This window comes from Alloprevotella sp. OH1205_COT-284 (assembly GCF_003859795.1).
GTDB lineage: Bacteria > Bacteroidota > Bacteroidia > Bacteroidales > Bacteroidaceae > Alloprevotella.
The window spans coordinates 39103-52033 of sequence record NZ_RQYI01000010.1 but is presented as its reverse complement, the minus strand read 5'-3'; the positions used below and the strand labels follow the sequence as shown (position 1 = coordinate 52033).

The window sequence follows — 12931 nt, the reverse complement described above, 5'->3', positions numbered from 1 at the left end:
CCACAATGAGAAAATGGCGAATTGAAGACTCCGAGGAGCTTTACAATATCAAAGGATGGGGCGTGAACTATTTCGGTATCAACGAAAAAGGACATGCCTATGTTCGTCCCCGTAAGGACGAAACCCAAATCGACTTGGTCGAAGTGGTCAACGAACTTTCCGAGCGCGACATTCCCGCTCCCGTTTTGTTGCGTTTCCCCGACATTCTCGACAATCGCATCGAGAAAACGGCGGCTTGCTTCGAACGTGCCGAAAAGGAATACGAATACCAGGGCGAACACTTCATCATTTATCCCATCAAGGTCAATCAGATGCGCCCCGTGGTCGAAGAAATCATTTCGCACGGCAAAAAGTATAACCTCGGATTGGAATGCGGTTCGAAGCCCGAACTGCATGCCGTATTGGCCACCAATATGGACTCCGACTCCGTCATCGTCTGCAACGGACACAAAGACCAAAACTTCATCGAACTTGCCCTTTTGGCGCAGAAAATGGGCAAGCGTGTGTTTCTCGTCATCGAAAAACTGCCCGAATTGGAAATCATTGCACGAACGGCCGAGAAAATGGGCGTTCGCCCCAATCTGGGCATTCGTATCAAACTCGCTTCGAGAGCTACCGGAAAATGGGAAAGCTCCGGCGGCGATGCGTCGAAGTTCGGGCTTAACAGCGCGGAACTTCTCCAAGCCCTCAACCGTTTGGAAGAAAAAGGCCTGCGCGATTGCGTGAAACTCATTCACTTCCATATCGGCAGTCAGATACCTAAAATCCGCCTGATCTCCATCGCCCTCCGAGAGATGGCACAATATTATGTGCAGCTTCGCAAAATGGGGCTGAACATCGAATTTGTGGATTGTGGCGGCGGTTTGGGTGTGGACTATGACGGCACGCGCTCCTCAAACTCCGAAAGCTCCGTCAATTACAGTGTGCAGGAATACGTCAACGACATTGTTTACACCCTTGTCGAAGCTGCCAACAAAAACAACATTCCCCACCCCAATATCATCACCGAAGGCGGTCGCTCTCTCACCGCTCACCACTCCGTGCTCATTCTCGAAGTGCTGGAAACTGCCGACGTGCCCCACATGGACGAAAGTTTTCACCCCTCCGAAGACGACCACAAATTGGTACACGACCTCACCGATATTTGGGATAAGCTCTCCACACGCTCCATGCTCGAAGATTGGCACGACGCCGAAGACATACGCGAAGAAGCCCTCGATCTCTTCCGCCACGGACTGATCGATCTCCGTACGCGTGCCCAAATCGAAAGTCTTTATTGGAGCATTTGTTCGGAAGTGGCCGACCTCGTTCATCACCTCAAACACGCCCCGGACGAGCTTAGAAAGCTCGACAAGATGATGTCCGAAAAATACTTCTGCAACTTCTCTCTCTTTCAGTCGCTTCCCGACAACTGGGCGTTAGACCAGCTTTTCCCCGTCATGCCCATTCAGCGGTTGAACGAACGTCCCACCCAAAACGCCACCATACAAGACATTTCTTGCGACAGTGACGGTAAGATTTCCACTTACGTCAACTACAACCAACAGACCAACTATTTGCCTCTCCACACTTTTCGACAAGGCGAGAAATACTACATCGGCGTCTTTCTCGTAGGGGCTTATCAGGAGATCCTCGGCAATATGCACAATCTCTTTGGCGACACCAATGCCGTACACATCTCCGTTTGCGGCGATGGCTACAATATCGACAAAACCATTGATGGCGAAACGGTGGCCGATGTCTTGGAATATGTGCAATATGACCCCAAGCGTCTTGTGCGTCGTTTGGAAACATGGGTGACCAAGGCCATTTCCGAGAAGAAAATCACGATCGAAGAGGGAAAAGAGTTTATTTCCACTTATCGTGCCGGCCTTTATGGTTACACCTATCTCGAATAGCGCAACCGCCCGTTTTTTGCAATGATCGCTGTCCGGAAAATTTCAACACCGCATAAACATCTGCCCGAAGCCCTCCACAATGGGACTTCGGGCTTTCTTTTTCAAAAAGCAATACCCCTCGTCAAATAAAGCGGCTTTCTCTGCCGGTGAATTGCTTGCTCTGTCGAGATTTCGATAATGCCCGAAAAGTATTTTTAGGGAGATAATGTTCCCATAATGCCGCTCTCCGATAATCATTTCTTGAAATCGCCGAAAAACCTACACTGCGACTTTCATGTCGCTGAATTTCAGTGAAATGAGAATGTATACGGCGGTTCGCCATCATACATTGTGCGGGGACTAATTCATTGATAGACAGGTGAAAAGTGAATGTAGGCAGATTTTCCAAAAACCTACATTGTCTACATGGGCGATTTCGATCGTCTGCACGCCTTCCCGGATGTCTTGTGTAGGTTGTAACAACGAATGTAGTTGATACCCTGCGTTGTCTACATTCGTATGTTTTTAAATATCTGCGTTTTAAGGAGAGTCGTGTAGACAATGTAGATAAAAAGAAGCAAAAGTCTTGGTAGAGGCGGAAAATTGCTTTTTTTACGAAGAATTGTTCCGGTTGCTCTTCGGCTTGTTCGGATATGCCTCAATGCTTTGACACGCATCTTACCCAAGGAGTAGTGTGTACGGAGTAACGAGTAGAAAAATCTGTCACAGACCTAAATTTCACAAGCTCCCACTCGCTCTTCTTTTCGATAATGCAGACTTTCGAACTTTGTCTGAAAGGCCTTTTCTACCCTAATGTATGGGAGCCCTTTGTTAATAAGAATAGAGTGGGGTGTGCCGATGGATAAAATCGATGTTCTTGGTAGTGAGTTTTTCCGTGGTGGCATCGTACACCAAGGTAAGCCCGAGTATAGGCACGATTTGCGAAGAAACTTTACCGGACAGCAAGATTTGGCAATCGTTCCACGATTTCTTTTATCGGAAGTCGTGGAACTTTTTTTCAGTATGAGCGGCTGGCGTCCTTTGGGTACCGTTTGCAAAATGTGCGGTGCGGTTCGTAAAACCTGCGTGCCATACGCACTTCGGGAAGTCGCTCAAAATCAAACTTCCCTCTCCGATGTTTTGTTCAAGCATCGGAGAGGGAGGCGATGAGCGGTAATTGTAAGAAGATGGGGGAGAACGATTACTTCAAGTAGTCCTCGAAATAGCGGGTGATGCGTTCGTGCAGGTGTATCATGTCGCGCCCCACCATGTTGTGTTGCTGTCCGGGATAGACAAAATAGTCGGGCTGCGTGCCGGCATCCGTGCATGCGCGGAGGAAGGCCAGCGAATGCTGCAACACGCAGACGGGGTCGTTGTAGCCGACGATGATTTGCAAACGCCCTTTCAGGCGATCGGCCTTGTTGAGCAGGCTCGTTTGGGCGTAGCCTTCGGGGTTGCTCTGCGGAGTTTCCATGTAGCGCTCGCCATACATGATTTCGTAGTACTTCCAGTCGATGACGGGGCCGCCGGCCACGCCGACTTTGAAGACATCGTTGTGCGTGAGCATCAGGTTCGTGGTCATGAACCCGCCGAAACTCCAACCGTGGACGCCGATGCGATCGGTATCAACATAGGGTAGGGATTTCAGGTAGTCCACCCCTTTCATTTGGTCGGCCATTTCGATTTCGCCGAGGCGGCGGTGTGTGCAGCTCTCGAACTCGAAGCCGCGATCGCCCGAACCCCGGTTGTCGAGCACGAAGAGGACGTAGCCCTTGTTGGCCATGTGATATTCCCACGGCCGTGCCTGATAGTTCCACGACGCTTTGACGTTGGTGGCGTGAGGGCCGCCGTACACGTAGACCACGGTGGGATATTTCTTCGTCGGATCGAAGCCCACGGGTTTGACGAGGCGGTAGTAGAGCGGAGTTTTGCCGTCGGCGGCAGTGAGCGTTCCGTTTTCCACGGTCGGGATCGAATATTCTTTCCACGGACTGTCGAACTTGTCGAGTGGAAGCAACTTTTGTGCAGGTTTGGAGGTGCCGATGATTTCGCTCACGCGATAGGTGTCGGGAGCCGACCATGTGTCGCGCAGGTATCGTCCCGATGCCGACAGCACCGCGTTGTGCACGCCTCGGCCGTTGTCGAGCAGTGTGCGGCGTCCGCTTTTGAAATCGACGGCATAGAGGTTTTCGCGAATATGTCCGCTTTCGTTGGTTTTGACGATGAGGCTTTTTTCGCGCGTGTTGAAACCATAGAGTTTGAGCACTTCAAACGCACCGCTCGTCAGTTGGCGGAGCATTCGGCCTTCGGTGTCGAAGAGATAGAGATGGTTGAAGCCGTCGCGCTCGCTTTGGAGAATGAACTTCTTGCTGTCCCACGGCAGAAAGACGATGGGGTTTTGCGGTTCCACGAAACGCTCGTTGGTTTCGGTGTAGAGTGTGCGCAGGCGTGCTCCCGTTTCGGCGTCGTAGGCCACAAGGTCGGCACGTTTTTGCGAACGTGGCAGTTCAAACAGATAAATCCGCTTGCCGTCGGGGCTCCACGAGAGGTTGGTGAAGTAGCGATCGGTGGGATCGCCGAGGTCGAGCCACACGGTTTTGCCGGTGGCGGGGGAGAAGATGCCCACGGTCACTTTGTGAGAAGTCATGCCCGCCATCGGATACTTCTCCGGCGCGGCTTCCGCAATGCGGTTATCGGCCGACACCATTGTATTGACGAGCGGAAAGTCGGTCACTTCCGATTGATCCATCCGATAGAAAGCGAGCTTCGTGCCGTCGGGACTCCAAAAAGTTCCTTTTCTGATGCCGAACTCGTCGCGGTGTACGGACGTTCCGTAGAGCAGGTTTCGGCTGCCGTCGGTCGAAACCTGATGTTCGCGGCCGTCGGCCGTTTGCACGAAGAGGTTGAAGTCGCGCGTGTAGGCTTGGCTTCGGGAGGCGTCGGAGAAGTCGTCGTTGTCTGTCATGTGCGGCTGTTTGAGCCGCCATTCCACTTTTCGCGTTTCCCAGTTGTAGACGAAGATCTCACGCGACGAATACAGCCGCACCACGGGGCGTGTTTTGTCGGGGAAGATGGCGCCGATGAGATTGCGGATGTGATTGCGGCCGGTGGTGTCGAGGGCGGCTTTCAAGTCGTCGAGTGTGCAGAGGGTGCGTGGTTTTTTGAGCATGCGGCCTTCGGCGTCGCTCAGGAGCACGAGGCGTTCCACTTCGGTTTTGACCAACGCATCGCCCCACCAAGCGGTGTGGGTGTTGCGCGGCACGAGGTTCCAATAGTTCTTGCCGCCCCACATCAAGTCGTCGAGCGTGGGTGTTTTGAGCGTTTGTGCCATCGTCATGAGGGGGAGGAAGAGGGCGAAGATCCCAAGAATAATCTTTTTCATAAGCGTTTGGAGGAGTTAGTCGTCGTTTCGCCGTCCGAAGCCGCCTTTGCCCGGACGAAAGTTTCTGTCGCCTCGGCGATTGTCGGGTTTGCGGTCGTAGCGTTCGTTTTTGAAGCGTCGTTCGCCTCCGAATTTGCGTTCGCCGCGCTCGTCGGAGAATTTTCTGCCTCCGTCGTTTTTGCGTCCGCTCCGTTCAAATCGTCGTTCTTCTCCGTGTTCGCGTCGCGGCCGTTCTTCTTCTCGGCTTTTTCGCTCTTTGGCCATGCGCACACGTTCAAAGGTGTTGTGTCGTGCACGCAGGTTGCGATAGGCAGCTGCCGTTTCGGGGTCATCGTCGAAGTCGTAGCTTTCTCGCCGATAGGTGTCGATGTCGTCCGATCGGCGGTTGTCGCGGTTGTCATCGAAGTCTTCGCGTTTGCGCGAGAAGTCGCGTTTTCGTCCGTCGCGGAAACGTCCTTTTTCGCCCATGCGTTGTTTTTCCTCGTCGGTTTTGATGATGCCGCCGTCGCCTCGGAAGTTTTCGAGTTTCCCGTCGAAGGTGACATACTTGCGCAGTTCGCAGTCGAGCGCGCCGTTTTGGAGCATCACCTTGAAAGAGGGTCGCAGGCGCATGGCGTCGAAGAGTTCTTCTTTCGAACTGATGATCCACGCATCGTTGCCTTGAAATTCCTTTTTCAGCTTTTCGCCGATCGTGCGATAGATTTGGCTGAGATCTTCCGGGCGCAGCCGTTCCCCGTAGGGCGGATTGGTGATCATCACGGCCGGGGTTTCGGGTTTGACGAAACGGTTGATTTCTCGTTGTTCCACGCTGACGATGTCTGCCACGCCGGCGGCTTTCGCATTGGCCTGAGCTGCTTCCACGGCGCGCAGGTTGAGGTCGTAGCCGTAGATTTTGTGGTTGAACTCGCGTTCTTGGCTGTCGTCGTCGAATATGGTTCGGAAGAGTTCGGCATTGAAGTCTTTCCAGTTTTCAAAACCGAACTTTTTGCGGAACACGCCCGGATAAATGTTGCGTGCCATGAGCGCGGCCTCCACGAGCAGTGTGCCCGATCCGCAGAATGGATCGACGAAATCGCAGTCGAACTTCCAACCGCTCATCTTGATCAACGCCGCGGCCAGCACCTCGTTGATGGGGGCTTCGACGGTGGCTGCGCGATAGCCGCGTTGGTGCAGGCTTTCTCCGCTCGAATCGAGCGACAGCGTGCAGTCTTCTTCCGAGATGTGGATGTTGAGGCGCAGGTCGGGGTTGGAGATGCTGATGTTGGGACGCTTTTGGCAGGTTTCCATGAAATAGTCCACGATGGCATCTTTCACCTTGTAGGCCACGAATTTCGAGTTGCGAAATTCCGTGCTGTACACCGTGGTGTCGACCACGAACGATGTGGTGATGTCGAGATACTGCGACCAGTCTACGCTTTTGACCGCTTCGTAAACGCCGTCGGCATCTTTGGCGCGGAAGTGTTTGATGGGTTTGAGTATTCTGACGGCGGTGCGCAGGCAGAAGTTGGCACGATACATCATCTCCTGATCGCCGCGAAACGACACCATGCGTCGTCCGATTTGCACTTCGTCGGCACCCAGCTCAATGAGTTCTTGCGCCAACACCTCTTCGAGGCCTTGAAAGGTTTTGGCGATGAGTTCGAAAGAATGTTCCATTAATGGTTTTTGTAATAGCAGTTTTCTCGGCAAAGATACGACTCGCCTTGCGAAAGGCAAAAGAAATGCGCATTTTTTTGTACCTTTGCGCCCGACAAAACAACAGCTTTTCGCCTTCCGCCGATGTCGGCCGAACGCCCTCGCCCGACGACATTACCGCATTGGCCGGCGGAGTACCTATATTTATATATAATGACTATCCTCACCTTTACGCTCATTCTTTTGCTCGGAGCCTATTGCGCCGGACTGCTCGGTTCGCTCACCGGACTGGGGGGCGGCGTGGTCGTCATTCCTTTGCTCACACTTTGCTTCGGCGTCGATTTTCACTATGCCGTGGGAGCGGCACTCGTGGCTTCGATCGCCACGTCGAGCGGTTCGGGCGCGGCCTATGTGAAAGAAGGCATCACAAACATACGCTTGGGTATGTTGCTCGAAATCGCCACCACGATCGGCGCGGTGTGTGGAGCGATGGTGGCCGTTTGGCTCAACAACTCCTTCATCGCCGTGCTCTATGGCGGCGTCCTCGTCTTGACGGCCGTTTCGCAGCAACGCCGCCGCTCCGAACACAAGGGCGTGGCGGGCAGTGAAATGGCGCGCCGCTTGAAACTCTTCGGCACCTATCCCCTCAAAGACGGCACGCGCGAGGCCTACGAGCTGACCAACGTCGGAGGTGGTTTCGGCGTGATGCTGTTGGCCGGCGTGCTGTCGGGCATTCTCGGCATAGGGTCGGGTGTGCTCAAAGTGTTGGCCATGGACGGATTGATGAAAGTGCCCTTCCGCGTGAGCACCACCACGTCCAATTTCATGATGGGCGTCACGGCCTGCGCCTCGGCCGTGGTCTACATACAGCGCGGCAACATCGTGCCCGGCATCGCTTTCCCCGTGTTGGTCGGCGTGCTGCTCGGTGCGCTCACCGGCGCGCGGTTGCTGAAAGTGCTCGACGTTTCGCTGCTGCGCAAAATCTTTGTGTTTGCCATTCTCGCCGTGGCGGCCAACATGATCTATATGGGGCTGACGGGCGGTTTCGAGCATTCCTGATGTGTCTTTCCCCGAACTCTTTGCAACATGAAACACGACATTCAACAACTCATCGGCAACACGCTGCGCCGCGGTGTGACCATAGCCTTTGTCATCGCTCTTTCCGGCGGCCTCTTTTATCTTGCGCAACACGGCCGCGAACCCCTCCCCGACTATACGCGTTTTGCTTCCGACGAGGCCGACACACATACGCACTACACGACGCTTCGGGGTATCCTTTTGGGACTCCTTGCCCTCAACTCCGCCAGTTGGATGCAGGCCGGTGTGGTGGCACTTATCCTTACGCCCATTTTGCGCGTGTTGCTCACCTTCGTCGATTTCGCCGCCAAGCGCGATTGGCTCTACATGGGCATTACGGCCACTGTGTTGGTCGTCATTCTTGCCAACTCTTTGGGCGGGAAATGACGGAGCGGCGGCCGACGCAACTGCTCGGCATTTGGGAAAAAACTACATAACGAGTAGAAAATCCTACTCGTTACTTAGAAATTTCTACTCGTTACTTAGAATTTTTTACTCGTTATGTAGTTCTCTCCACCCGTTATCCGTGCATATCTCCTCTGCGGCAAAGCTCTTCTGTCGCTGTGAAGTCGGGCAGCCGGTCGCCGATAGGGTGTTTCGGGAAAGAGAGCGGTGGTTTCGCCGGCCACTCACTCAAACACCGCTTTGAGCACGTCGAGGCTCTTCAAGTCGGGCATGGCCGGCAGGTGGAGGCGGTAGTAAAGCAACACGAGTTCGAGAATGCGGCTGCGCTGCTCTCCGGTGAGGGCAAAGAGGCGCATCGTGCCGAAATTCATGCGCATGAGCTGCCCGAACGCCGCGGCTTCTCGCTGCTCTATATAATAAGCGTGTGGTGGCGGTGTGGTCGAAAACTCTCCGGCCATAAGGTCGAAAAAAGGGCATGTGCGGCGTTCGAGATTGGGAGCGATGCCCAAAAACAGCGACAGCCGCATCAGAAACACAATGTGGAAATTGGCAAAACCCTCTTCGGCCGTGTCCAGCCATTCGAGGCTGTTTTCGATGTAGTCGAACAGAGCGGCCGCCCCCGCATCGCTGCGCACCACATGGAGCAGCATTTCCGACAGAAAGAGTGCCACCGTCGTTTTCTTCGGGTCGCGATGAATGGTGGAGTAGGGGAGTGTCGTTCTCACCGCCTTTGGCGTCACCATTCCGCCGCGCGGTTTGACCGTCCATTCGGCTTCGAGCACGGCGAGCGGCTGAAAAAGCGTGTGGCGAACGGTCGCGCGCGTCGAGTGGGAGATGCGCACGACAAAAGTGACACGCCCCGACGTCCGGCTCAAACATTCGGCAATCAGTTTGTCGTCGGCATAGCGCAGCGTGTGGAGAACGATGATTTTGCTCGTGATGTTCATGAAGCGAAAATACGAGAAAAACTTGGAAAAACACCGCCGAATGCCTCCGAAACCGATCTTTTTGCCCCGGAAATGGCGAGAAGTGCACTTTTTTCGAAAAAAAAGACAGAAAGATTTGGTGGTAAAGAAAAAATGCCCTACCTTTGCACTCGCAAACAGGGAACAGCGACAACGAAACGGTAGCGCAGAAACTCCGCCTCGGATGCCGTCGTCCTCGGTGCAAACATGGTCCCTTCGTCTATCGGTTAGGACGAGAGATTTTCATTCTCTAAAGAGGAGTTCGACTCTCCTAGGGACTACTAATCGAAAATACAATCAAAGGGGGAGTTCAGCAAGAATTCCCCAATTTATTTGAAACAAGGTTACGTCTGAAGCAGTACCGTCGGGATGACGATATATTTTCCTCCTGCTGAAGGGTGCCGGCAGTCAAATTCCATTTTTTTTACGACAACAACAAAAGAAAGAATAAAATGGCAAATCACAAATCATCTATCAAGAGAATTCGTCAGACCGCCACTCGTCGCTTGCGCAACCGCTACTATGCCAAAACCATGCGCAACGCAGTTCGTAAGCTCCGTGCCACTACTGAAAAAGACGCGGCTGTAGAACTCCTTCCCAAAGTACAGAAAATGCTCGACAAACTCGCCAAGAAAAACGTGATCCACAAGAACAAGGCCGGCAACATCAAGTCCAGCCTCATGCTTCACGTGAACAAACTTGCGTAAGTCTTGCGTCGAAACAAAACGCATCGGAGTCAAATCGTCGGGATTTGACTCCGATTTCTTTTTTGTCCGCCTCGTTTCTCGCAAGCCTTGTCGCCTGCCGAAAAATCATTAACTTTGCAGAAATAAACGGCCAAGCATGACAACCGACACCTTTGACATACGTTCGGAGCAAACAGCTCCTGCTCCCCCCGAGCGCGACTTTGAAAACGCCCTCCGACCTCTTGCCTTCGACGACTTTTCGGGGCAAAACAAGGTCGTCGATAATTTGCGCGTCTTCGTCGAGGCGGCACGCCGACGCGGCGAACCGCTCGACCACACCCTGCTCCACGGCCCTCCCGGATTGGGGAAAACCACCCTTTCCAACATCATTGCCAACGAGCTTGGCGTGGGTTTCAAACTCACATCGGGTCCCGTGCTCGACAAACCCGGGGATTTGGCCGGCCTGCTCACTTCGCTCGAAGCCAACGACGTGTTGTTCATCGACGAGATACACCGCCTTTCGCCCGTGGTGGAGGAATATCTCTATTCGGCCATGGAGGATTATCGCATCGACATCATGATCGACAAAGGTCCCGCCGCGCGTTCCATTCAGATCGACCTCAATCCCTTTACCCTTGTCGGCGCCACCACGCGCAGCGGATTGCTCACCGCTCCTCTGCGTGCCCGTTTCGGCATCAATCTCCATTTGGAATACTACGACGCCTCCACGCTGAAAGACATCGTTTGCCGGTCGGCACACATCTTGGGCGTGGTGATCGAACCGAAGGCTGCCGCCGAAATCGCCGGACGTTCGCGCGGCACACCCCGTATTGCCAACGCCTTGCTGCGTCGCGTTCGCGATTTTGCCCAAGTCAAGGGCAACGGACAGATAGACATCGGCATCGCCCGCTATGCCCTCGAAGCCCTCAATATAGACCGCTACGGCTTGGATGAGATCGACAACAAAATCCTCACCACCATCATCGATAAGTTTAAGGGCGGCCCCGTCGGCGTCACCACCATTGCCACCGCCATTGGTGAAGATGCTGGCACGGTCGAAGAGGTTTATGAGCCGTTTTTGATCAAAGAAGGCTTCATCCGTCGCACGCCGCGCGGACGTGAAGCTACCCCGACGGCCTACGAACATCTCGGCCGCACCCCCGGCGACGCTCTTTCCGACTTCCGAGAACCGACACTTTTCTAAACGCCGCCCTCTCGCCGTGTCTTTTCGGCGTGCCGGTCGCTCCTGCGCGCGTTCGTCTTCTCCGCGTTCGGACAAACATACGTTTTACTCCATGATTACTTTCAACACACTGACCATTGCTCCGCCTCCGCTGCATCGTCAAACGATAGCAGGCTGGGTGGATCGCGTGGTCGAATCTCACGGCTGCAAAGTGGGTGAAATCAACTACGTCTTTTGCAACGACGAGGAAATCCTCGACGTCAATCGCCGCTACTTGCAGCACGACTACTACACCGACATCATTACTTTCGACTACTCTCGCGACGACATCCTCAGTGGCGATCTCTACATCTCGCTCGACACCGTTCGCACCAACGCCGACCTTTTCGGCCGCCCTTACGAGGAGGAATTGCACCGTGTTCTCATTCACGGTGTGTTGCATCTTGTCGGCATCAACGACAAGGCTCCCGGCGAGCGCGAAATCATGGAGGCGGCCGAAAATGCAGCCTTGGCAATGCGATAGCCGCAGCACGCGGTGAATTTTGGAGCGTTGTGGCTTCTTTCTTCTTTTCTGTTTACTCTATGCGGCTCCCGATCGGTCGTAAGGATGAGTTTTGGGCGAGAAAGCAGCTTTCTCGTTCGATTTTCTCGCCGTTCGGAGGCAATGCACCCTTTGAATCCGGGGCTTGCTGCGGGTAGAAACGGCGGTGCATATTCAAAGGTGGAAACAATGGTGCGGGAGGTGAGGAGAACGATTTCCGAGGTGTAATTTTTCCTTTCCGATCCGGCTTCTTTCGCACCTGTCGGAGAGCGCGCGAAACGCGTGTTGAAATGTCGGCTTTCGAGAGACGGAGCGTTTTGTTTTGTTTGGATAAAACCGTTGGTCACTCCGAAAAGAATGACTAAATTTGCCGGGCTAACAACCTCTGATAAAACGAAACATACGATATGCTCGAAATACGCAACCTCCACGCCTCTGTCGAGGGAAAAGAAATCCTTCGCGGCGTGAACCTTACCATTGGCGACGGCGAAGTACACGTGCTGATGGGTCCCAATGGTTCCGGCAAGTCCACCTTGTCGCATGTGCTGGTGGGCAATCCCAAGTTTGAAGTCACCAAGGGTGAAATCGTCTTCAACGGAAAGGATTTGCTCGAACTCTCTCCCGAAGACCGCTCTCACGAAGGTGTGTTCATGTCTTTCCAAGCTCCGATCGAAATTCCCGGAGTCTCGATGACCAACTTCATGCGCGCCGCCCTCAACGCCAAACGCAAATATTTCGGACAAGACCCCATGCCCGCCGCCGAGTTTCTCAAAATGTTGCGCGAGAAGCGCAAACTCGTCGGCCTCGATGCCCATTTCATGAGCCGTGGCGTGAACGAAGGCTTCTCGGGCGGTGAGCGCAAACGCAACGAGATCTTCCAAATGGCGGTGCTCGAACCCACGTTCTCCATCCTCGACGAAACCGACTCCGGATTGGACGTGGATGCCCTGCGCATCGTGGCCGAAGGTTTCAACCAACTGCGCACGCCCAAAACCTCTGCGTTGGTCATCACTCACTATCAACGCATGCTCGACTACCTCACGCCCGACTTCGTACACGTATTGGTCAATGGGCGCATCGTCAAAGAAGGCAACGCCTCGTTGGGCTACGAAATCGAACAACGCGGTTTCGACTGGATCAAGGAAGAGGCCGACCGGCAATCGCTCTAAACCTCGCAGCC

The 12931-nt window shown here is 53.9% G+C and carries 10 protein-coding genes and 1 tRNA gene; 8 read left to right on the top strand and 3 right to left on the bottom strand.

Annotated features, from left to right (window positions below):
• The first annotated feature begins 5 nt into the window (after positions 1 to 5).
• Positions 6 to 1898 (top strand): biosynthetic arginine decarboxylase, encoded by a 1893-nt coding sequence (gene speA, locus EII14_RS04215; RefSeq protein ID WP_124931315.1) that lies wholly within the window; start codon positions 6 to 8, stop codon positions 1896 to 1898.
• A gap of 1180 nt (positions 1899 to 3078) precedes the next feature.
• On the opposite strand, the gene EII14_RS04210 is transcribed toward speA, so the two are convergent.
• Both EII14_RS04210 and EII14_RS04205 read right to left on the bottom strand, forming a co-directional pair.
• On the bottom strand, positions 3079 to 5259 hold the full coding sequence (locus tag EII14_RS04210; protein WP_124931314.1) for a DPP IV N-terminal domain-containing protein: 2181 nt from the start codon (positions 5257 to 5259) through the stop codon (positions 3079 to 3081).
• Between the two features lie 15 nt (positions 5260 to 5274).
• Positions 5275 to 6915: a class I SAM-dependent RNA methyltransferase gene (locus EII14_RS04205; RefSeq protein WP_124931313.1), complete on the bottom strand. Its 1641-nt coding sequence runs from the start codon at positions 6913 to 6915 to the stop codon at positions 5275 to 5277.
• Between the two features lie 192 nt (positions 6916 to 7107).
• Here EII14_RS04205 and EII14_RS04200 point away from each other — a divergent pair, with 192 nt between their 5' ends.
• A complete protein-coding gene (locus tag EII14_RS04200) occupies positions 7108 to 7953 on the top strand; it encodes a sulfite exporter TauE/SafE family protein (protein ID WP_124931312.1) in 846 nt (281 codons plus the stop codon).
• 27 nt (positions 7954 to 7980) lie between these two features.
• The gene (locus EII14_RS04195; RefSeq protein WP_124931311.1) at positions 7981 to 8358 is read left to right on the top strand and encodes a DUF1634 domain-containing protein; all 378 of its coding nucleotides are present in this window, start codon (positions 7981 to 7983) and stop codon (positions 8356 to 8358) included.
• Between the two features lie 242 nt (positions 8359 to 8600).
• Here the strand turns inward: EII14_RS04195 and EII14_RS04190 are convergent, their stop codons facing one another.
• On the bottom strand, positions 8601 to 9323 hold the full coding sequence (locus EII14_RS04190; RefSeq protein WP_124931310.1) for a DNA repair protein RecO: 723 nt from the start codon (positions 9321 to 9323) through the stop codon (positions 8601 to 8603).
• A 227-nt stretch (positions 9324 to 9550) separates the two neighbouring features.
• Between EII14_RS04190 and EII14_RS09295 the strand changes: the two genes are divergently transcribed.
• The 5 genes from EII14_RS09295 (at position 9551) to sufC (ending at position 12920) form a co-directional block, all read left to right on the top strand.
• Positions 9551 to 9622 (top strand) — tRNA-Glu (locus EII14_RS09295).
• A gap of 171 nt (positions 9623 to 9793) precedes the next feature.
• Complete coding sequence (gene rpsT / locus EII14_RS04185) at positions 9794 to 10048, top strand: 30S ribosomal protein S20 (RefSeq protein WP_124931309.1); 255 nt, start codon at positions 9794 to 9796, stop codon at positions 10046 to 10048.
• Between the two features lie 136 nt (positions 10049 to 10184).
• The gene (gene ruvB / locus EII14_RS04180) at positions 10185 to 11231 is read left to right on the top strand and encodes a Holliday junction branch migration DNA helicase RuvB (protein ID WP_124931308.1); all 1047 of its coding nucleotides are present in this window, start codon (positions 10185 to 10187) and stop codon (positions 11229 to 11231) included.
• 91 nt (positions 11232 to 11322) lie between these two features.
• Positions 11323 to 11733, top strand: a complete 411-nt coding sequence (ybeY, locus tag EII14_RS04175; RefSeq protein ID WP_124931307.1) for an rRNA maturation RNase YbeY — start codon at positions 11323 to 11325, stop codon at positions 11731 to 11733.
• Positions 11734 to 12158: 425 nt separating this feature from the next.
• Positions 12159 to 12920 carry a Fe-S cluster assembly ATPase SufC gene (gene sufC, locus EII14_RS04170; protein WP_124931306.1) on the top strand — a complete coding sequence of 254 codons (762 nt, stop codon included), beginning with the start codon at positions 12159 to 12161 and terminating at the stop codon, positions 12918 to 12920.
• Positions 12921 to 12931: the final 11 nt, after the last annotated feature.

Coding starts and splice junctions, on each gene's coding strand:
- EII14_RS04210 (WP_124931314.1), bottom strand. CDS start 5,259: ATGAAAAAGATTATTCTTGGGATCTTCGCCCTCTTCCTCCCCCTCATG.
- sufC (WP_124931306.1), top strand. CDS start 12,159: ATGCTCGAAATACGCAACCTCCACGCCTCTGTCGAGGGAAAAGAAATC.
- EII14_RS04195 (WP_124931311.1), top strand. CDS start 7,981: ATGAAACACGACATTCAACAACTCATCGGCAACACGCTGCGCCGCGGT.
- ybeY (WP_124931307.1), top strand. CDS start 11,323: ATGATTACTTTCAACACACTGACCATTGCTCCGCCTCCGCTGCATCGT.
- EII14_RS04190 (WP_124931310.1), bottom strand. CDS start 9,323: ATGAACATCACGAGCAAAATCATCGTTCTCCACACGCTGCGCTATGCC.
- speA (WP_124931315.1), top strand. CDS start 6: ATGAGAAAATGGCGAATTGAAGACTCCGAGGAGCTTTACAATATCAAA.
- EII14_RS04205 (WP_124931313.1), bottom strand. CDS start 6,915: ATGGAACATTCTTTCGAACTCATCGCCAAAACCTTTCAAGGCCTCGAA.
- ruvB (WP_124931308.1), top strand. CDS start 10,185: ATGACAACCGACACCTTTGACATACGTTCGGAGCAAACAGCTCCTGCT.
- EII14_RS04200 (WP_124931312.1), top strand. CDS start 7,108: ATGACTATCCTCACCTTTACGCTCATTCTTTTGCTCGGAGCCTATTGC.
- rpsT (WP_124931309.1), top strand. CDS start 9,794: ATGGCAAATCACAAATCATCTATCAAGAGAATTCGTCAGACCGCCACT.